15 protein-coding genes are annotated in these 19,688 nt (G+C 60.3%); 6 read left to right on the top strand and 9 right to left on the bottom strand.

All coding sequences use genetic code 11. The features are described 5' to 3' along the window. Nucleotides 1-2: 2 nt before the first annotated feature. The 4 genes from SxD43FB_RS18545 to SxD43FB_RS18530 all read right to left on the bottom strand — a co-directional run bounded on the left by SxD43FB_RS18545 (nt 3) and on the right by SxD43FB_RS18530 (nt 6,204). Nucleotides 3-2,555 (bottom strand): TonB-dependent receptor, encoded by a 2,553-nt coding sequence (locus SxD43FB_RS18545; RefSeq protein WP_176482836.1) that lies wholly within the window; start codon nt 2,553-2,555, stop codon nt 3-5. Nucleotides 2,556-2,649: 94 nt separating this feature from the next. Then, nucleotides 2,650-3,642: a FecR domain-containing protein gene (locus tag SxD43FB_RS18540; protein ID WP_176482835.1), complete on the bottom strand. Its 993-nt coding sequence runs from the start codon at nt 3,640-3,642 to the stop codon at nt 2,650-2,652. Nucleotides 3,643-3,686: 44 nt separating this feature from the next. Continuing rightward, entirely contained in the window at nt 3,687-4,346 is a 660-nt protein-coding gene (locus tag SxD43FB_RS18535; protein ID WP_176482834.1) for a sigma-70 family RNA polymerase sigma factor, read from the bottom strand. Nucleotides 4,347-4,473: 127 nt separating this feature from the next. Further along, complete coding sequence (locus SxD43FB_RS18530) at nt 4,474-6,204, bottom strand: ABC transporter ATP-binding protein (protein ID WP_176482833.1); 1,731 nt, start codon at nt 6,202-6,204, stop codon at nt 4,474-4,476. 305 nt (nt 6,205-6,509) lie between these two features. Between SxD43FB_RS18530 and SxD43FB_RS18525 the strand changes: the two genes are divergently transcribed. Further along, entirely contained in the window at nt 6,510-6,785 is a 276-nt protein-coding gene (locus SxD43FB_RS18525) for an HU family DNA-binding protein (protein WP_096063449.1), read from the top strand. Nucleotides 6,786-6,976: 191 nt separating this feature from the next. On the opposite strand, the gene SxD43FB_RS18520 is transcribed toward SxD43FB_RS18525, so the two are convergent. Beyond that, nucleotides 6,977-8,428 (bottom strand): efflux transporter outer membrane subunit, encoded by a 1,452-nt coding sequence (locus tag SxD43FB_RS18520; protein WP_096063448.1) that lies wholly within the window; start codon nt 8,426-8,428, stop codon nt 6,977-6,979. 92 nt (nt 8,429-8,520) lie between these two features. Between SxD43FB_RS18520 and SxD43FB_RS18515 the strand changes: the two genes are divergently transcribed. From SxD43FB_RS18515 to SxD43FB_RS18500, 4 genes are all read left to right on the top strand, one after another. Beyond that, nucleotides 8,521-9,138, top strand: coding sequence for a TetR/AcrR family transcriptional regulator (locus tag SxD43FB_RS18515; protein ID WP_096063447.1), 618 nt, complete (start codon nt 8,521-8,523; stop codon nt 9,136-9,138). Nucleotides 9,139-9,222: 84 nt separating this feature from the next. Further along, nucleotides 9,223-10,314 carry an efflux RND transporter periplasmic adaptor subunit gene (locus SxD43FB_RS18510; protein WP_096063446.1) on the top strand — a complete coding sequence of 364 codons (1,092 nt, stop codon included), beginning with the start codon at nt 9,223-9,225 and terminating at the stop codon, nt 10,312-10,314. After that, a complete protein-coding gene (locus SxD43FB_RS18505; RefSeq protein ID WP_096063445.1) occupies nt 10,311-13,460 on the top strand; it encodes an efflux RND transporter permease subunit in 3,150 nt (1,049 codons plus the stop codon). The genes SxD43FB_RS18510 and SxD43FB_RS18505 overlap by 4 nt, the downstream gene beginning before the upstream one ends. Nucleotides 13,461-13,795: 335 nt before the next feature. Further along, nucleotides 13,796-14,119: a hypothetical protein gene (locus SxD43FB_RS18500; RefSeq protein ID WP_096063444.1), complete on the top strand. Its 324-nt coding sequence runs from the start codon at nt 13,796-13,798 to the stop codon at nt 14,117-14,119. Between the two features lie 318 nt (nt 14,120-14,437). Here the strand turns inward: SxD43FB_RS18500 and SxD43FB_RS18495 are convergent, their stop codons facing one another. Next, nucleotides 14,438-15,322 carry an SMP-30/gluconolactonase/LRE family protein gene (locus tag SxD43FB_RS18495; protein ID WP_176482832.1) on the bottom strand — a complete coding sequence of 295 codons (885 nt, stop codon included), beginning with the start codon at nt 15,320-15,322 and terminating at the stop codon, nt 14,438-14,440. Nucleotides 15,323-15,712: 390 nt separating this feature from the next. Between SxD43FB_RS18495 and SxD43FB_RS18490 the strand changes: the two genes are divergently transcribed. Further along, nucleotides 15,713-16,549, top strand: coding sequence for an SDR family NAD(P)-dependent oxidoreductase (locus SxD43FB_RS18490; RefSeq protein WP_096063442.1), 837 nt, complete (start codon nt 15,713-15,715; stop codon nt 16,547-16,549). Between the two features lie 47 nt (nt 16,550-16,596). Here the strand turns inward: SxD43FB_RS18490 and SxD43FB_RS18485 are convergent, their stop codons facing one another. The 3 genes from SxD43FB_RS18485 to SxD43FB_RS18475 form a co-directional block, all read right to left on the bottom strand. Next, nucleotides 16,597-17,835: an FAD-dependent oxidoreductase gene (locus SxD43FB_RS18485; protein ID WP_096063441.1), complete on the bottom strand. Its 1,239-nt coding sequence runs from the start codon at nt 17,833-17,835 to the stop codon at nt 16,597-16,599. A gap of 80 nt (nt 17,836-17,915) precedes the next feature. Then, the gene (locus SxD43FB_RS18480) at nt 17,916-18,233 is read right to left on the bottom strand and encodes a 2Fe-2S iron-sulfur cluster-binding protein (RefSeq protein WP_096063484.1); all 318 of its coding nucleotides are present in this window, start codon (nt 18,231-18,233) and stop codon (nt 17,916-17,918) included. 71 nt (nt 18,234-18,304) lie between these two features. Further along, entirely contained in the window at nt 18,305-19,489 is a 1,185-nt protein-coding gene (locus tag SxD43FB_RS18475) for a cytochrome P450 (protein ID WP_096063440.1), read from the bottom strand. Nucleotides 19,490-19,688: the final 199 nt, after the last annotated feature.

The raw sequence follows: 19,688 nt of genomic DNA, 5'->3' as shown, positions 1-19,688 counted from the left end.
CGTCAGAAGCTCTTGGTGAGCGAGAGGCTCATGTAGCGGCCGATGGTAGAGTAGTTGGTGCTGTCGACTGGCATATAGTTGCCCGAGTTCCGGATGATATCAGGCTTGGCATTGAGGATGTTGAGAGCGCTCACCTGCACATCGACGCCACCTGCGACATCAACATGATATTTGACCGACAGATCGACGCTGGCCATGCCCTTGAGTTCGACGGTGTCAACGCGCCGATTATCGTTCACGCCTCCGATATAGTTGATCACGGCATTCACGAGCAGGCTGTCGCGCGACCAGCCCACACCGCCGCGCAGCTTGAAATGGGGAGGATTGAAAATGGTGCCTGCAAGGTCGATCTTCGGCATCCCCGCGATGAGGATGCGGCTGGAGCGCAGATAAGTTGCGTTGCTAAAGAGGGAGAGCGTTCCCAGGCTTCCGGCATCGAAGCGATAGCTCAAGCTAAGATCGACGCCTGAAATCTGGTCCTTCGCTACATTCTGCGAACGACCATCGATAGTGGCGTAGACGCTTGCAGGGTCGAACGGAGCACCGGATCCGGTCTGATTTTCAAGGCCCAGCGGTGCCATGGCGATCGTCGCGGCTATGTCTTGGGGCGTGGGTGAGAATTGGACGAGGTTTCCAAACACCGGATCGATCAGCACGCGGTTCAGCGACGAGATCGGGTCGACGATTCTATTCCGGTAGTTGACCCTGAAATAGCTGAGCGAGAGATCGAGACCAGGTATCCGACTTGGATGGAAGACGAGGCTCGCGGAAAGGCTGTCCGCCTTTTCGGGTTTCAGTTCGCTATTGCCGCCATAGACGGCCAATATCGTCTGACCCGCTGGAGCGCCCGGCCGCTCGCCGTAGAGGTTTCCGGGAAACAGATAGACGGTAACGGGATTGAGCCGCTGATAGAGGGTCGGCGACTTGAAAGAGCGGCCCCAGCTCAGTTTGAAGTCGACATCCGCATTGGGTGACGAGACGAAACCCAGCTTTGGCGTCGCGAGCCTTCCGATGCCGGGATAGTCCTCATAACGAACGGCCGCTGAAAGAGAGGTGCGATAGAAGCCAGGGATCTCCTGGTCTGGCGAAGACAGTGGGATGCTGAGTTCGGCATAGCCGAATATATTCTCCTGATGTGCATCAATCGGATTGCTCGCCGCACGCGAGATGAAGGCGTCCCGCCGATAGCCGCCTCCAAAAGCGAGGCGGATGTCGCCGCCAGGAATGGCGACCAGTGGCCCATCGCCCGCGATTTCGCTTCCGATCGTCTCATTTTCCAGTACCGCGCTGCTGAAATAGCTGGGGAAAATGTGCGAGAGGCTCCTGAGATGACTACGCCCATAGATGCCGACTAACGAAAATTGCCAATCGCTCATGCGAAGCGTCGCTGAGGGCGCGACACTCAAATTCCAGCTAGACGTCGAAAAGACGATCCCCGACACCTCGACCGGCGCGTTATTGGTGTAGGGGCTGGCGCGCACGGCGTCCCGGTGTGCATAGAGGGCATCAAGCGCGAGGACCAGATTTTCGCCAACATCCTGATGGCCACTGCCGACGACGGCGTAGCTTTCGATCCTGGGATACAGGGTGAGATGTTCGTTCACGCCGGAAGCGAAGCTGCGGTCCCCCGCCAGAATCTCCGTGTTGCGGTCATAATTGCCCGTCAGCAGCACGCCGCCGGATCGCCAGCGCGTGCCGGCGGCGACATTGTAATTCTGGGTGGAATAGCCTCCGTCCGTCGCCGCACCCAGCACGGCGTTGGCCGTTACGCCGCGAAGATCCTTTTTGAGCACGATGTTCGCAACGCCGCCGATCGCATCGGAACCATAGAGCGCGGACGCACCATCAGGCATGATTTCGACCCGTTCTACCGCCGCGAAAGGGATGCTGGAGAAATCCACCGACTGATTGCTGAGATTATAGGCGAGCCGGTGACCGTTGAGCAGCGTCAATGTGGAGCCGGGTCCAAGCCCGCGCAGGTTGAGCGCGGTTGAGGAATCCGTGTTTCTGCTTCCCGATGCCTCGGCGCCGTTGCCGACCCCTGGGCTTTGACCACCGGTGAAATTCTGCGGGATTGCGGCTGCGAGACCGCGCATGTCTGTGATCCCCTGGTCTCGCGCCTGTGCGGTCTCATAGCTGTAGACCTGCGAAGCTGATGCCACGCCCCTTATGCGCGATCCTGTCACGACAATGGCTTCGCCCCTTTGCTCGGCTCCCTGTCCCCCGGCAGCCCCGGAGGGAAGGCGAATGTAAATGGCGTCGGAACCCATTTCGACCTTAAAACCCGTCCCCATCAGGGCACGAGCCAATGCCTGCGGTGCTGTGAGACGCCCCTCAATCCCAGGCGCGGAGAGGCCAGCCATCGCATCTCCTGGGAAAATGATCTGCCTTCCTGTCAGTGTCCCGATCGCCAGCAATGTCTTGGTAAGCGGCTGCGCTGGCAAATCGATCATGACAGGGGCGCTGACCTCGTCGCGCGCGGATGCCTTTGGAAGGGTATGAGCGACCGCGATGGCAAGCAGGCTGCTTGCCACCCAATGACGGGCGTTATGCATGGAATGTCCCCCAGTTGTGGCAGGCCCGGTGTTGGCGGGCTCTGACGGGGACATTGTGAAAGTCCGGCCCTACCCTAAACCGGACGAAAGATTTTTATGTCGGGGACAAACGGATCGTCCCGCCCTCTTCGAGCAGCTGCAGGGATAAGGCGTGCGAAATGACGGCCGCGAGCCGACGGGTGTCGTTGAGGCGCACCGTGCCGTAGAAACGCCGCTGGCCAAGCGCGGGATCGGCGAGGATGATCTTCACCACGCCATAGCGGTTGGCATGGCCCAACACCTGCGCCAGCGGCACGCCGTCAAAAGACATGAGCCCGCTTGGCCAGTTGGTGGCCGCAAGCTCGTCACTCGCCATCTTCGCAATAGCCGTTCGCCCATCCGGGCCGTAGCTAGCGCGATAGCCTTTGGCGACCCGGGTAGCATTAGAGGGTCTCAAAGCCGACCATTTGCCTGCGGTCCGAAGCTCAGCCGTGCCCCGCAAGAATGACATGTCAACCTCCTGATAGCGCGACAAGCCAATGTCGACCAAGGAGCCAAGCGTGGTGATCGTCCCCGCGCCAGCTGCGACCACGAACGGTCTGGAAGCTGTTGCAACGGCCAGGCGGATACGGCCGCGCTCGAGGCGCAGCCGCCTGTTCGAGCGCCCCGGCTCGAAGGTGACCAGGCTGTCCGTGTCAAGCGTCACCATCGACCCGTCATCGAGCCGGATCGTTCGAATCTCGCCCAGCGCTGTCTGCAGTTGCCCTGGCGCGCCAAGCGCACGTCTTGCCAGTCGGTCTGGAGCTGCCTCCCGCTTTCCCTCAAAGTAGAAAACACCAATGCCCATGAAGATGGCGAGTGCCGCCGTCAGAGCAGGCCCCTTCCATCGGGACGCGTGAAATGCATGCCTGGGTTCCTGCGTTTGGTCAGCGGTCCGGTCAAGATCGACCCCGCGCAGCTTCTCGCCAAAACCATGGAGTTCGCTCACCTCGCTATAGACCTGCCGGTGGACGCCCCCGAGGGAGAGCCAGGCTTCGAACGCGGCCCTGTGCTCGTCGGCATCCTTGCTTTGCATGCGCAGACACCAGCTGATCGCCTCTTCAAGCAATGGGTTGGGTGCCGGATCTCCCGGCTGCTCTGTAGACTGTTCGCTCATGACCCGTAAAATGCCTGATGGAGCCGCGCCAGGGCGCGACCCATATGATATTCAACCGACTTGATCGAGAGGTTCACCCGGTCGGCAATTTCGCCGTAGGTCAATCCGTCCACCCTGTGGAGGAGGAATATCTCGCGGGTTTGGGGGCCAAGCGTATCAAGCACGGCTACATAACGACTGGTCGCGTCATCGGCCTCCAGAGCCCATTCCTGTTCGGGGGGAACGGCCACGCCTAGCGCCTCGTCCAGATCTGCTTGCACCAGTTGTCCTGGCCGGGCGCCGCGGCGGAAACGCTCGAACACGAGATTGCGTGTGACCCGTTGCAGATAGGCTTCCGGCCGCTCAAGCAGGATCTGCGGGCGCGCGGCAGCCAGACTGACGAAGGCCTCCTGTACAAGGTCGTGGACATCTTCGGTCCGCCCGATCCGACTTCGAACGAAACGCGCAAGACCAGGCGCCTCGGACCGGAAAAGCCGCTCGAGAATGCGTCTGCGTGTTTGCTGCGCTCCCTCGGCGCTGGCCTTCCCGCCATCACTGCGTGGCATATGGTGAACTGTCAGGCGCGCGGCAGACTGCGCGGCGATGCTGTGAAAACGACATACGAAAATAGGCCCGGACACAAATGTGGAATCCGGGATGTGCCGGTTCCATTGCATTGATCGGTGCCGTGCCTGGAGACGAAGCCGTCTCGCGGAGCAAGCGGGCCGTCCGATGGACAGCCATGGTGCATGGCCTAATTCTTTGCCTTTTCGCATTCCCCTGTCAATCATCCCCGAAGAGAGTTCAGGCGCCTTTGGCTCGATGCCAGAAATTCCGATAATCGGCTCGCTGCGCCAAGGCCTCATCTGTTCCTGCACATCGTAGCGCGCCATCAACGAGGAAGAGAACGTGGTCGGCCATGCGGGCAATATGTCGACGATGGGTCACAAAAATGATCGTGCTTTGGGCACGCTTGCGCCGCAATGTCTCGATCGCAGCAGTCTCGCTCTGCGGATCGAGCGCTGAGGTCGCCTCGTCGAGGATGAGCACCGGCACCGCTGCGCTCGCCAGCCGCGCGAGTTCGAGCTTTTGGATCTGGCCACCAGACAGTCCGTGACCGCCCTCTCCGACCGGCATGTCGAGTTCGGGTATACGGTCATCGGGGTAGAAGCACAGTGCCTGTAGCCGTCGCTGCAGGCACTGTGCTTCTGATGCTGCCGGAGGATAGAGGCCATTTTCGCCAAGCGAACGCGCAAACAGCCCAACATGCTGCGGGACATAGAGGATATGCCGGTGCCGGTGCTCGCGCGGCACATCTGCAAGGATGATGCCGTTGACATCCACACTGCCTGCCAAAGGATCCAGCAATCCAGCGATGAGACGAGCAAGAGTCGATTTGCCCGAACCGTTAGCGCCAACCAGGACAGTAAGGCTTCCAGCTTCGATAGTGGCGCTTACATCACGAACAACGTGCCTGATACCGTCAAAAGCAAAGCTAATGCCGCCGAGCTGGACCCGCGCGGGACCATCGGGCAGTGGGCCTGGACATGAAGGCGATCGCGCATGATCATCGATCAAGGCCAATGTTTCGCGGATCTGCGCGACGGCCCGTCCCGCCTGCCTCAGCAGGAAGCCAAAGCCGCCAAGCGGCAGGACAAGGCGTAACACATAAGCCTGCAACAAAATGAGGTCCCCTACTGTCAGCCGGAAAGCCAGCACGTCACGGACTGCGAGACCAAGAAGAAGGACGAGGCCCAGCGTCACTGCGCTGCATTGCACGGCCGCCATCGAGACAAGGGACCGGGTACCGCGGCCAGCCTCCTTTGCTCGCTCGCCGGCGACCAGGGCTGCGCGCGCAAGCTCGGCGTCCATATTGCCATTGAATATGACGCGCGGAGCATTGCGCAGAAGATCGGCGACACATGCCGTCAGGCTTGCAGACCGCTCATTCGCTGTCACAGCCTGATGCTGGTAGCGCTCGGCCCCCACCATGGTGATGAAGCAATAGCCTGCGAGTAGGAGGCCGATCAGTACCGCATAGATCCAGGGAACGACCGCCAGGATCACGCAGAAGGCCACCGCCATCTGAACCATGAGGGGAACGGCCTGCCATAACAGGCCGTCGATCAAGAGATGGAGGCTGAACGGCAGTCGTTCGATCTGCCCGAGCATCCTCCCCCCCGTGGCGTCAGGGTGCCTCGCCATGATGGGAAGGCGAGAGGCAAGAAGCTGCAGCGCCAGGTCGCCGGCAATCGCCTCGACGATGCGGGTCGTGCTGTGATGACGCAAAGCAGCGACCAAGCCGGCGGCAGCGGCCGCAAGTGCAAAGAGGATCACGGCGACAACCAGCGGCGCTGACAGTGGCAATGGCTGGGAGAGGCGATCGACGAGATGCTTGAGCAGTAGAGGTCCAGCAACCAGGAGCAGAATACCGATCCCCTCCCCTGCCATTCCGATAAACACTGCGTCACGGACGCCCAAGCGCTTGTCGACCATCATTCGCGTGAGGCGAAACATGAGGGCCAGCGCGGACATTGCTTCCTCCGTGAGATATACAGCCTCCCGGCAAAGGGTCGCTTGGCCTGCCTCACGGATCGCAGCCTCTGGCGCGCGAAGCCATCGGAACAAGTCCGAAAATCGGACAAAGCCACGCATTCGTTCCGCACGATCATCTTCCGACCCGGGATTGCGGACGGATCATGCTCGGTGAAACATATTTCCGTCGACGCTCGGCAGCGCGAAAGCTTGTTTGTCGTAAATTCTCCCTTCGCTCTCCCTCTCGACAGAAGCCGACGGATTGGGCATTCAAGCCCCTCCTTATCACAGCTGGACTATGACCTATGACCGTGACCGATATCATCGCTTCGATCGCTACCGATGAAGGGCTTGCCAAGTCCGATGTGAAGAAGGTCATCGACGGGCTGTTCGCAAAAATTGCGGATGCGGCCGGTAAGGATGCGGAGGTCTCGGTTCCAGGCTTTGGCAAGTTCAAGGTCAAGCACAGTGCTGCGCGCGATGGCCGCAACCCAGCAACCGGCGAAACGATCAGTATTGCTGCGTCGAAGAAGCTCGGCTTCACGCCAGCCAAGGCACTCAAAGAGAAGCTGAACGGTTGATCCGCTATGGGCCCTTCATTTCTTGAGAGAAGGGCCTAACTATTGACTTGCGCTGACAAGTGACCCGGGGAGGCCAGTAATTTCCACTGAGAAGTGACCCATGTTTGATCACGTCCCTGGCTTTGGCGAGCGGGGGACCATGATATATTGCAACAGTGCATCCCCCAGTATCGCATCATCTTACCAGTCTTTCAGTTCGTCGCCGGAACCGCATCCCAGCCGCCACCCAGCGCGCGGAACGAGGCGACCGCGCCGCGACTGGCTGCAGCGCGAGCCTGGATCGCGCCATCTCGCGTTTCGAGGAGCCGTCGGTCGGCATCGAGAACTTCGATCAAGCTGACCGCCCCACCCTTGTAAGCAGCAAGAGAGGAGGTCCGCGCGCGCGTCAATGCTATTTCACCTTGTGACAAAGCTGCCGCCCGCGCCTCCTGCTGGACCAAGGTCGAGAAGGCATCCTCGACATCCTGCGACGCACGCAGGACGGTCAGGCGATACGCAGCCAGCGCCTCGGCATTACGGCCCTTGGCGGCCCTGATCTCCGCATCGACACGACCAAAATCGAACAGGCGCCAGCGCATGCCCAACACGCCGTTGGCTTGCGTCGCATTGCCAGTGAACAGACCACCTGCCGCCGTCGTCGCCGTGCCAAGCAGACCGCTTAGCGAGATTTTGGGATAATATTCAGAGACGGCGACTCCGATGCGTGCGTTGGAAGCGGCAAGCGTCCGTTCCGCCGCAATGATATCGGGCCGACGCCGCAAAAGCGCTGCCGGCCCACCTGCTGTCGAAACAGCAGGGGGCAGCGGTATCGGGGAGAGCGTCGCCAGTTCAGATCGCGTTGTGCCGGGCTGAACGCCCATCAGCACATCGAGAGCATTCATCGCCATGTCGAGTTCGTTCTGTAAAGCCGGGATCGAGGCGCGCACCTGCGCCAGCGCGCCTTCGGCCTGGCGAACCTGTAGCTCGGCCGCGACGCCTTTGCGATATTGAAGGGTGATCAGATCGACGAGTTTCTGCTGGGTGTCGGTTTGCGCGCGCGCCACGTCGAGGCGCGCCTGCAAGGTCCGGATGGCGATATAGGTATCCGCAGTCTGCGCAGCCACTGCAAGGCGTGCGGCGACTGCTGCCGCCGCCGATGCCTGCCAATCCGCGCGGGCCGCGTCGCGAGCGGCGTCACGGCCACCGAACAGGTCAATTTCCCAACTGGCGCCAAGATTAAGCTCATAGGTTTCGGTTGAACGCTCGAATTGCGGGAATGCGCTGCCAATCTGTCCGATCGGAGTTTCCAGCGACTGATAGGTTTCGCCACCCTGACCGCTCATCTGCCCGGATGGCAGGAGCGCGGCGTTGGCATTCTTCAGCGCGGCGCGCGCCTGAACGACGCGCGCGCTCGCCCGCTGCAGATCCAGATTCTGGGCGAGCGCGCGCTCGACGAGACTGGTCAGCAGCGGGTCTTCGAACGCCCGCCACCAATTGACCAGGTCCGCCATCTGCGTTGCCGCAGTTCGCGTATCGACGGCGGGAGCGCCGACAAAAGCAGTCGGCGCCGAGGAAACCGGCGCGACGTAGCGAGGCCCGACAGCACAGCCGCCCAGAAGCGCGGCCGTAGCTGACAACAGGAATGCGGATCGACGGTGTCGCATGTTCAAGCCTCGAGAGATTGAGTTCAATATATGACTAATGTTCCTTATGGTCACTATTTGTCAATGCTGGCTGGAGCGTTTAAGGAGCGAGCATGATGAAACCATCCACTCCAACGGCCTCGACCCGCGGGCCGGCCGAACACAGCGTACGTTACAAGATCGTCGAAGCCGCGAATGAATGTTTTGCGCGCTACGGCTATGGCAAAACCGCGGTCTCTGACCTGGCGCGCGAGATCGGCTTCTCGAAAGCCTATATCTATCGCTTCTTTGAATCGAAACAGGCGATCGGCGAAGCCATCTGTAGCGCCCGCCTCGTGCAAATCCTCGGCGAGGCGCGTGCCGCCATCGATGAAGGCGGCAGCGCGACCGACCGGCTCCGTCGTATGTTCAAAAGCGTTACTGCGCTCAGCGTCGCCCTGTTTTTCGATGATCGAAAGATCTTTGAGATTGCGGCGCTATCGGCGAAGGAGCGCTGGTCATCGACGCAAGTCTATGCCGATGCCCTCAAAGCGATGCTGGAGGAGATCATCCGGGATGGCCGCGAAAATGGGGAGTTCGAACGCAAGACACCGATTGACGAAATCTGCCGATCGATATTCTACGCGATGACCCCCTTTATCGATCCACTGCATCTCGAGCGGAATCTGGACCTGCTTCCCGACGCACAAAGCGAGGTTATGGGCCTCATCCTGCGTAGCCTGGCACCCTAAACCCGGCCAGATCAGATTATGTGACCTATTGACAATATCGTCACTAGACACTTATCGATCCTCCATACTTCGGAGGAATTGTGCGTGTCCCATCGCTATCGTCATTTTGCCCTTGGCCTGCCCATCCTGCTTTCGATCGCACTGGCCGGGTGCGACCGCACCCAATCCGATCCACGGACCCAGCCACCACTCGTCAGGGTAACCACCTCAAGCCTGGCCAATGCCGCGACACGCGAGTTTACCGGCATCGTTGCGGCACGCGTGCAGAGCGATCTGGGCTTTCGGGTCGGCGGAAAGGTGATCGAGCGTCTGGTTGACGCCGGACAGGTCGTTCGCCGCGGACAGCCGCTGATGCGGATCGACCTTGCCGACCTCGCGCTCGCGAGCCGCGCGTCACAAGGCACCGTCGAAGCCGCCCGCGCGCGCGCATTGCAGACTGCAGCCGATGAGAGGCGTTACCGCGATCTGGTGGGCGCGGGCGCCGTATCGGCCTCGGCTTACGACCAGGCCAAGGCAGCTGCCGATTCGGCGCGCGCTCAGCTCACCGCAGCACAGGCGCAGGCCAATGTGGCGCGTAACGAAACCAACTATGGTGTCCTGCTCGCCGATGCCGACGGCACAGTCGTCGAGACGCTGGCAGAACCTGGACAGGTGGTTGCGGCCGGACAGACCGTGATACGATTAGCACGGTCAGGACCGCGCGAAGCCCTGGTGCAATTGCCCGAGACCCTGCGGCCCTCACTGAACTCTGCCGCCCGGGCCCGCACCTATGACGGTGCGACCGGCAGCGCCACCCTGCGCCAGCTCGCTGACTCCGCCAATCCAGCCTCGCGCACGTTCGAAGCCCGCTATGTCCTTGCAGGCGCGGTCGCTCGAGCGCCGCTCGGATCCACCGTCACTGTAACCCTTGCTACGCCAAGCGAAGAGGTTGCGACCCAAGTGCCGCTTGGCGCACTGCACGACACCGGGCGAGGTCCAGGCGTCTGGATTGTCAGCGGGGATACCAAGCCAACGGTCGCGTGGCGGCCGGTTCGCGTCTCTGCTCTTGGTGAAGAGACTGCCAATGTGACATCGGGACTTAAGTCTGGCGACCGCTTCGTCGCGATGGGCGCCCATATGTTGCATCAGGGTCAGCAGGTTAGAATCGCTGCGCAAGCCGCAGGTGCAGCCCGATGAGCGGGCAGCACGATCTGCCCGGAAATGAGCCCGGTAAGCCGAGCCGGTTCAATCTATCCGCGCTGGCTGTCCGCGAGCGATCGGTCACATTGTTCTTCCTGATCGCGATCATTCTGGCGGGCACCGTGGCGTTCCTGAAGTTGGGACGCGCGGAAGATCCAGGCTTCACCATCAAGGTGATGACAGTCGTCACCGCCTGGCCCGGGGCGACCGCTCAGGAGATGCAGGATCAGGTCGCCGAGCCACTGGAAAAGCGTTTGCAAGAACTGCCCTGGTACGACCGCAGCGAAACCTTCACACGGCCCGGCCTGGCCTTCACCACACTGACCTTGCGAGACACGACGCCCCCCAAAGACGTGCCGGACCAGTTTTACCAAGCGCGCAAGAAGATGTCGGACGAAGCGCCCAATCTGCCGCGCGGTGCGGTCGGGCCATTCGTGAACGACGAATATGGCGACGTCACCTTCGCCCTTTATGCCCTCAAGGCCAGGGGCGAGCCGCAGCGGTTGCTCGCACGGGAAGCCGAAACCCTGCGCCAGCGCCTGCTGCATGTTCCTGGCGTCAACAAAATCAATATCGTGGGCGAGCGCCCTGAGCGCATCTATGTCGAATTCGCCCAGGAGCGGCTGGCGACGCTTGGCGTCTCGCCACGCGACATATTCGCTGCGCTGGCGGCGCAGAATATGATCACGCCGGCGGGGTCGATCGAGACCAAGGCACAGCAGGTCGTCGTGCGTCTCGATGGTGCGTTCGATGATCTGTCCAAAATACGCGACCTGCCTATCGTTGCGAATGGTGCCACCCTGCGCCTGTCCGAAATCGCCAGGGTCGAGCGTGGTTACGAAGACCCCGCCGCCTTCCTGATCCGCAGCCAGGGCGAGCCTGCATTGCTGCTTGGCGTCGTCATGCGCGAGGGATGGAACGGCCTTGACCTGGGCAAATCGCTGAAGGCGGAAATTGAGAAGATCACAGACGAACTACCCCTCGGCATGAGCCTGACCCCGGTCACCGATCAGTCGGTCAATATCTCCGAGGCGGTCAACCAGTTCATGCACACTTTCCTGGAAGCGCTGGCGATCGTGATGATCGTCAGTCTTGTGAGCCTAGGCTGGCGGGTCGGCATCGTCGTGGCGGCGGCGGTGCCGCTGACGCTCGCTATCGTGCTCGTCATCATGTGGGCCACCGGCCGCGTTCTTGACCGGATCACGCTCGGCGCACTGATCCTCGCGCTCGGCCTGCTGGTTGATGATGCGATCATCGCGATCGAAATGATGGTCGTGAAGATGGAGGAGGGCTACGACCGCATCCGCGCGTCCGCCTACGCCTGGAGCCATACCGCCTCGCCCATGCTGGCCGGAACGCTGGTGACGGTGATCGGGTTGATGCCGGTCGGGTTCGCGCAATCAACCGCCGGCGAATATGCCGGCAACATCTTCTGGGTCGTCGGCTTCGCCCTGATCGCCTCCTGGTTCGTCGCGGTGATCTTCACGCCATATATGGGCGTGAAGATGCTGCCGCACATCAAGCCGGTGGAAGGTGGACATGCCGCAATCTACCAAACGCCGCGCTATGAGAAAGTGCGCAGCGTCATCGCCTGGGCAGTGCGGCGCAAGAAACTTGTCGCGCTCGCGACACTCGGCGCGTTCCTGATTGCAGGTGTCGGCATGCCGTTCGTCAACAAGCAATTCTTCCCCGCGTCCGATCGTCCCGAAGTGTTGGTCGAGGTGCAGATGGCCAAGGGAACAGCGATCGCCCGCACCAGCGAGGCCGCAAAGCAAGTCGAGGCCTGGCTGCGTAAACAGCCCGAAGCTAGAATCGTGACCGCTTATGTCGGCCAGGGCGCCCCGCGCTTCTTCATGTCGCTGTCGCCCGAACTGCCCGATCCGTCCTTTGCAAAGATCATCGTCCTCACCGCTGACGAGGAAGCGCGCGATGCCCTGAAAGTTCGGCTGCGCCAGGCTGCGGCCGACGGCCTCGCTCCCCAGGCACGGGTGCGCGCGACCCAGCTTGTTTTTGGTCCCTATTCGCCCTTCCCGGTCGCTTTCCGGGTCAGCGGCCCTGATGTGGCAACGGTCCGCACCATCGCGGCCAAAGCGCAGAAGATCATGCAGGACGACCCTATGATGCGGACCGTGAACACCGATTGGGGCGACCGTGCGCCCGCCCTGCACTTCGTCCTCGACCAGGATCGGCTGCGCGCGCTCGGCCTGACATCCAGTGACGTTGCGCAGCAGCTTCAGTTCCTGCTGACCGGCGCTACCGTCAGCCAGGCGCGTGAGGATATCCGCACCGTCGATGTCATCGCGCGCTCAAGCGGCAACGACCGGCTCGATCCGGCGCGGATCGGCGACTATATGCTGACAGGCGCTAATGGCGAGCGCGTGCCGGTGAGCCAGATTGGCACAATGGAAGTTCGAATGGAGGACCCGATCCTTCAGCGTCGCGATCGGTTGCCGACGATCACCGTTCGTGGCGACATCGCTGACGGACTGCAACCGCCCGACGTCTCGACCGCGATGCTCAAAAAGCTTCACCCCATCATCAAGGATCTGCCATCGGGCTATCATATCGACATGGCTGGTTCGATCGAGGAAGCCGAGAAAGCCAATTCGGCACTCGCGCCGATCTTCCCGATCATGATCGTTCTAATGATGATCGTCATCATCCTCCAGGTGCGCAGCCTGTCGGCCATGGCGATCGTCCTGCTGACCGCACCTCTGGGGCTGATCGGCGTCGTTCCTACGTTGCTGATCAGCGGCCAACCGTTCGGCTTCAACGCCATTTTGGGCCTGATCGCCCTCGCCGGCATCCTGATGCGCAATACGCTCATCCTGATCGGCCAGATCCACGACCATGAGAAGGAAGGGATGGATCCCTACCACGCCGTGGTTGAGGCGACTGTGCAACGTTCCCGACCGGTAATTCTGACCGCGCTGGCGGCGGTGCTCGCATTTGTGCCCCTCATCAGTTCAGTCTTTTGGGGATCGATGGCGGTGACGCTGATCGGCGGGACGCTTGGCGGCACAATCCTGACCTTGGTGTTCCTGCCCGCCCTTTATGCGCTTTGGTTCAACATCAAGCCGCCCGCCGGAGACGAAGAGCCATCAACTCCTCCGCACCCTAGTCCTGTCCCGGTTACGGCCTAACCTCCACCGAAGATACGGGAGAGAAACGACGTCTGTGCCGGAGAGCGTGGCCCTGCAACCGAGCCCCTCCAAGGACTCAGGGTCGCCCAGATGGACCACTTGCCTGAATCATGCGTCTCTCAATTGCGGCCGACATCGGACGACGGGCAGTCGCGTGCTGGGGCTGACCTGCAGGCACTGTCTACATTCGTCCTACTCAGCCAGAACCCTGCGGTAGAAGTGTCTACCAGGGTAGCCGATGCGATCTTATCCGACCGCGTCAGTCCCCACCGTCTAATACCGCTCAAGTCGGGCGGATGAATTTATCGCCCAGTTTTGTTAGGAGGAGGACGCACATGTTCATGATCGTTTTGGCAACCCTGCTAGGCAGCCAGCCAACCGCAATGCAAGCTTGCCTAAGCGCAGGACAGTTTTCGTTCGCCCAGAACGCCATGAGCGATCCTCAGCCGGCCGCGATTCGCGCAATCACTAGTCAATCGGCGACCGCGTCGCGCCCTATCGCGTCATCCCCGCAAGACCGCAGCCTTACCGATCCGCAGGCCGAGATCATCAACCGGATAACAGGCCGCAATTTGCAACATCCCTCGGTATCGCAGCAGCCAGATAAAAGCGTTGACCTGCAGTCCAGGATTGTTCGCTCGATAAGAGGCCGAGACTGAAGTTTTCAGACTGCCGAGATTTCGCACGGCACAAACTTGCCGGTGTTCTTTTGGAGCCGCCAGGCGACTATCCCCCCGCCGGTCGCTTCATCGCTCCGCATCCACATGGAAGAGCAAGTCATCGAAGCCTCGGACGTGGAACGGCACCGAAGCTGACTCCCGGCTCACATGACGCAACCATCTTAAAATGCTTGGAAAAGAAGGACAGTTATAGGGTCCCATTCGGCGCTTATCAGGACCCAGGTTCCCACCTTTCCTCGTTGCAATACAATGATATCAATGTGATTGAAGGGGGCCTGCTTCGGTACGATCCATAGCTTAGTGAGTAGATTTCGTCACCAGGGCCACTTTCCACACCTCACCTTTGGCGGCCTCTGTGATATAGAGTGCACGATCATGGAAAGCGATGTTTGTGACGAGTGGGCCAGCTTCTTCCGGGAGCGCGATAGCACCGATCTGCGTGCCGGCCCGGTCAAAGACCAGAACTTCTTTGGCTCCCAAGTTAGCTACAAAAAGCCTGCCGTCCGGATCGATCTTCATACCGTCAGGCCCGATCCCGCCTTGTGTTGCAGAAAAGACATAAGCGAGCTGATTTGGGCCTTTTGCGCCAATCGCTGGCAAGGACAAGATGCGCTTTGCCGCAAAGTCCGCCAACAGCACTGTCTCGCCGTCGCCCGACACGGCAACACCGTTTGGAAATGAAAATTTGTCGCTAATGAGATGGACGCGGCCTTCCGGGCCCCGATAGAAAAGTCGCCCCTCGGCGCGTAAGGCCGACGACATGCCCGGAATCGTAAAATAGAGGCCGCCACGGTTATCTGCCGCAAGGTCGTTCAGACCTGTGAGCTTTTCGCCACCAAAGTTCAAATCAAGGGCAGACAGAGTGCCAGATCGCGGATCAAAAGAAAGCAGCCCGTTCAGGTCGGCAATCAGAATGTTTCCATCCTTGGTAACCAACGAACCATTGGGATGGCTACCAGTCTTGGTCCGTTCCTCGCACTGGTCGGCCGCAATCTGCAGTATCCGCCCACCTGTTACGTCCACCACCCACAGGCTGCCTTGCGAATCGAAGGAAGGACCTTCAAGAAAGCCGCCGCAGGTCGCGATTTTGACCGCTCTACACGCTCCGCACACTGAAGAAATGCTGCTCCCCGCCCACGCCTGCGCCGAAATGAGAAGGGAGAGTAATCCGGCCGTGGCCATTCTAGATATGCGCATTTAAATCCATCTCCTCAAAGACTCGTACGAGCGTGTCATGCGCTGTCGCAATGTCGGATGATTATGACCATTTGAGCAGGATCTTTCATGCGACCTGATCGGCGGCACGCTGATACTTGCCTGCCAACGCGATTGCGCAGGGCCACTTCAAAGACTCCCGACAATAGTAGGTTGGAGACCTTCTTCTGGATTGCTCTCCCTGCAAACAATCCACTTATTTTCCGGGCAATTGCGACAAGCTCAATCGAGCAGCAGACGAGCCGCCGGTTTACCCTGGGTCAATCCAGTCGCTGAATAGTCGTTCGACTTTCGAGTCCCTAGGCAGCAGGCTTTCACGCAGACGACGGATCGCGCTTCTAAAAAGGGAGGTCACTTATGAAAGACCTTGATAGCAGGATTGCGGTCGTCACCGGCGGCGCATCAGGCGTGGGCAGAGGCATTGCCGAGCGACTGCAGTCAGCCGGCGCGCGGGTGATCATCGCTGATGTTGACCGCCTTGCAATCGATGCGACTTGCGCGCAGCTCGGCGTCGAGGGCATCGCGACGGACGTTAGTCAATTCGATCAGGTTCAGGCCCTCGCCGACCAAGTCATGGACCGGCATGGTGCGGTACATATTCTCTGCAACAACGCAGGGGTCGGCCCCGTTGGGATGATCGCGGATCTCACCATCAACGACTGGCGCTGGATGCTCGACATCAATCTTTGGGGCGTCATCCACGGCGTCCACGCCTTCCTCCCATATATGAAGCGCAATACGGATGGGGGGCATATCATCAACACCTCGTCCCAGGCCGGACTTCTCTCAGGGCCAGGTTTCGGCCCCTATTGCGTCTCCAAATATGGCGTCGTCGCGCTGACGGAGGTGCTCGCTCAGGAACTCGAGCTTGAAGGAAGCGCTCTCAAGGCTAGCGTGCTGCTGCCCGGACCGACCCAAACCGCGATCGCGACAGGCTCGCGCCATCGTCAGGACGCCGACGCAGCGGGCCTGAAGGACATCGATTTGAATGATCTCAACTTGTTCGATGGTCCAACCCCCTGGAAGTCTCCCAAAGAGATCGGCCAGATCGTGCTGGATGGCATCGCAAGCGGCGAGCTTTACCTTTTCACCCACCCCCAGCTGTCGCAGCCGATCTTCAATCGGTTCGACAAAATTCGTAGCGCCTCCGATCGGGCATTGCCCGCAATGACCAACGACAATGGTCCAACCTGAAGCGCATGAAAGCCGGGGCATCGCCCGCATGGCCCGGCAAATTTCGTTCAGGCAACAGCTGCGGCGGCAAGTTCCTTCAGCGGCGTGGAGGCATCGGCAAGTCTTTCGGCCGAAATGACGAGCGCCCCTTGTACCAGCGCCTTGCCCTGCACATAATCGCGGGCGACGTTCACGCAGTCCAGCGCAATGACACGCCCTCCACGAAGGTAGATCAGCGAAAAGGCCCGCGACGCTGGTTCGCCTCGCAACACGGTCTGGTCATAGCCGGTCGACAGACCAACAGTTTGTAGCTTGAGGTCAAATTGGGTGGACCAGAACCAGGGGACGGCATCATATGGCTCGCTGTCGCCGGTGAGGTATTTCGCCACGGTCGCGGCTTGGTCATTGGCGTTCTGAACCGATTCAAGGCGGATCGTGGCGCCCTGCGCGTACCGGTTGGCATGCGCAGCACAATCGCCGACAGCGAAAATATCCGAGACGCTGGTTCGGCACAATTCATCGACCAGAATGCCGTTGCTGTTCGCTACGCCTGCTGCCGCAAGAGCCTCGGTCGCCGGGATAATCCCGATTCCCACGATCACCATGTCTGCAGAGAGCAACTCACCGGTCGCCAAACGAACGCCGCTGATGCGACCGCCCTCGCCTTCCAGGCACTCGACCTGCGTCGAGAGGCGGACATGCACGCCGCGGTTCCCATGCTCGGCCTCGTAGAAGCGCGACAGCGGCTCGCCTGCAACGCGTGCGAGAACACGATCCAACGCCTCGACGAGAGTGACCTCCTTCCCCAACTTCCGCAGCACGGCCGCAGACTCGAGACCGATATATCCTCCGCCGACGACGACCACCTTGCGCACGTCAGACAATTCTGCCTTCATTAGATCGACATCGGCGCGGGTGCGGACATAATGGACGCCCGAAAGGTGATGGCCCGGGCAGGTGAGCTTGCGCGGCGATCCGCCTGTCGCCCAGACCAGCGAGCCGTATTCGATGAAAGAACCGTTACTCAGCGCCACTCGGTGCTGGTCGGGAAGAACATATTCTACCCGGTGACCAAGGAGCATCTCGATACTACGTTCTCGCCAGAATGTCGCCGGCCGGATGAGAATACGCTCGAAGCTCTTGTCGCCGGAGAAATAGTCCTTCGAAAGCGGCGGCCGCTCATAGGGCGGATCGGGCTCATCGCCGACAATCGCGATGGTGCCCTCGAACTTTCGTTGGCACAGAGCCACAGCTAGCTGGGCGCCGGCATGCCCGGCTCCCACAATGAGAATGTCAAATCGGATCATATGCCCCCCTGCTTCATTCGGACGCCAATGGTCCCCGAGAGACAGGATTGCCTATTGCCGCCCCAGTCCCTGATGACCGGTCAATCCTCCGGCGCGATCTGCACACGCAGGCCGGCCAGAGCGTCGGAGTAGATGAGCTGGCAGGCGAGACGCGATCGGTCGTTCCGATGATCGGAGCTGTCCAGAAGGTCATTCTCGTCGGCGGTGACTTCGGAGAGGGCGTCGAACGGCCCTTCCTCGACGTAGATATGACAGGTGGCGCAGGAACAGCAGCCGCCGCAAAGAGCCAGAAGTTCATCAAGGCCAGCGTCCCGGATGACTTCCATGACGCTGATGCCGACCTGTGCCTCAAGCTTATGCTCTTCACCCTCGCGAGTGGTGACGATAATCGAGTTCAAAAATATACTCCTGTGAAAATGGTAGATTTGGCTCCACCGTTGCCGAGCGGCGCAGGTGAAGCCAGTCAATATCAGACCAGAGATACGCGCAGATGCTCGACCTCGGTTACGAGCGGCCCCTCAACCTTGCGCCAATCCCCCTTGAGATGGATATCGGGGAAACGTTCCGCGATGATCTTCATCGTCTCGGTAATCTCGAGCCGCGCGAGCGTAGCGCCCAGGCAGCTGTAATGGCTCGACCCGAACATGAGCGCGCGCGAAGCGGGACGGCCCATCCTGAAATTGTCCGGATCCTCGAACTTGGTTTCGTCGCGACCACCTGATCGGGTCGAAATCCAGACCCAGCTGTCCGCCGGAACGGTGAAGCCATTCACCTCGATGTCCTTCGACGCGTGACGCGCAATGACGCCGAAGCGCGGACAAAGCCGATAGGTTTCTTCCGCAGCTTGCGGAGCGGCAGTCGGCTTGGCCAGCACCTGCTCCCAGCGGCTATGGTCCTCCAGCAATGTGCCGAAGGTCAGGCCGAGTTGGTGAAGTGTATTGTCCATGCTGGCAATGAGGAGCGACATGGCGACGGTTTTGACCTCATCATGGGAGATGAGACCCTCCAGTTCGCACCGGATGAGTTCGGAGGTAAAATCGTCGCCCAGATGCGCGCGCTTTTCATCGATATGTTTTTCGAGGAATTCCAGGCCCTCCCAATAGGCGGCCTCGGACTCGGGAAGGCGGTCCTTGTCGAGCGTGAGAAGTGGCGGATTGATGGACTCGGTCACGCGGCCAATCCATGGTGCCATTTCACGCGGCGCCGAAATCAGGTCGCAATAAAGCTGCGTGGGCAGACGCCATGCGATCTGGGACATGAAGTCGACGTCTGTAGGATCATCGATGTCGTCCAAAATCCCGTTGATGATGGCGCGAACGTCCCCCTGTAGCTTCGCAACCTGCTGAGGCTTGAGCAGTCGCATGTAAGGCTGACGCATCTTGGTGCGCTGATCACCTTCGTTGCAGACGATCTGCTTGTTCCATTCCTCGCGATAGGGGCCCGAGGTGAGGCCGACAGCATCAAGGACTACGCCGAAACCGCCGCCAATGTCGAACTCCTTGCTGCTCATGATCTCCCAACCCTGATCATGAGTGAGCACCTCGAAACCGCGCGGGCTCTTGCCCACCCAGCTCTCCTGACGAGCGGCGGCATATTCCTCCCGGCTCGCGAGCGGCGAAACTTCGGGAATATCCATCAGTTGAGCTGTAGACATTGTTCAATCCACTCCAGAAAAGTTTTAATTTTCACCCGCTGGGCTTAAAAGGTCATCCACTCGTGTCCCGGTCGGAACGTGTCAACGATTGTGAGACAGCCGGGTCGGGAGATTAAGCTATCGTCTTTCGGTCCCTGGCCGGTGGGTTGATCCAGACTGCGGTTGGTTTTTGTGGCGGTCGTGGTGGTCGATTGACGAA

It is taken from the genome of Sphingobium sp. D43FB, assembly GCF_002312805.1.
GTDB lineage: Bacteria > Pseudomonadota > Alphaproteobacteria > Sphingomonadales > Sphingomonadaceae > Sphingobium.
This window is presented reverse-complemented; position numbering and strand designations above follow the sequence as displayed.

Excerpts from the sequence above, each read along its gene's own strand:
- SxD43FB_RS18505 (WP_096063445.1), top strand. The coding sequence starts at position 10,311 with ATGAGCGGGCAGCACGATCTGCCCGGAAATGAGCCCGGTAAGCCGAGC.
- SxD43FB_RS18520 (WP_096063448.1), bottom strand. The coding sequence starts at position 8,428 with ATGCGACACCGTCGATCCGCATTCCTGTTGTCAGCTACGGCCGCGCTT.
- SxD43FB_RS18545 (WP_176482836.1), bottom strand. The coding sequence starts at position 2,555 with ATGCATAACGCCCGTCATTGGGTGGCAAGCAGCCTGCTTGCCATCGCG.
- SxD43FB_RS18535 (WP_176482834.1), bottom strand. The coding sequence starts at position 4,346 with ATGCAATGGAACCGGCACATCCCGGATTCCACATTTGTGTCCGGGCCT.
- SxD43FB_RS18475 (WP_096063440.1), bottom strand. The coding sequence starts at position 19,489 with ATGTCTACAGCTCAACTGATGGATATTCCCGAAGTTTCGCCGCTCGCG.
- SxD43FB_RS18495 (WP_176482832.1), bottom strand. The coding sequence starts at position 15,322 with ATGGCCACGGCCGGATTACTCTCCCTTCTCATTTCGGCGCAGGCGTGG.
- SxD43FB_RS18500 (WP_096063444.1), top strand. The coding sequence starts at position 13,796 with ATGTTCATGATCGTTTTGGCAACCCTGCTAGGCAGCCAGCCAACCGCA.
- SxD43FB_RS18515 (WP_096063447.1), top strand. The coding sequence starts at position 8,521 with ATGATGAAACCATCCACTCCAACGGCCTCGACCCGCGGGCCGGCCGAA.
- SxD43FB_RS18525 (WP_096063449.1), top strand. The coding sequence starts at position 6,510 with ATGACCGTGACCGATATCATCGCTTCGATCGCTACCGATGAAGGGCTT.
- SxD43FB_RS18530 (WP_176482833.1), bottom strand. The coding sequence starts at position 6,204 with ATGTCCGCGCTGGCCCTCATGTTTCGCCTCACGCGAATGATGGTCGAC.
- SxD43FB_RS18485 (WP_096063441.1), bottom strand. The coding sequence starts at position 17,835 with ATGATCCGATTTGACATTCTCATTGTGGGAGCCGGGCATGCCGGCGCC.
- SxD43FB_RS18490 (WP_096063442.1), top strand. The coding sequence starts at position 15,713 with ATGAAAGACCTTGATAGCAGGATTGCGGTCGTCACCGGCGGCGCATCA.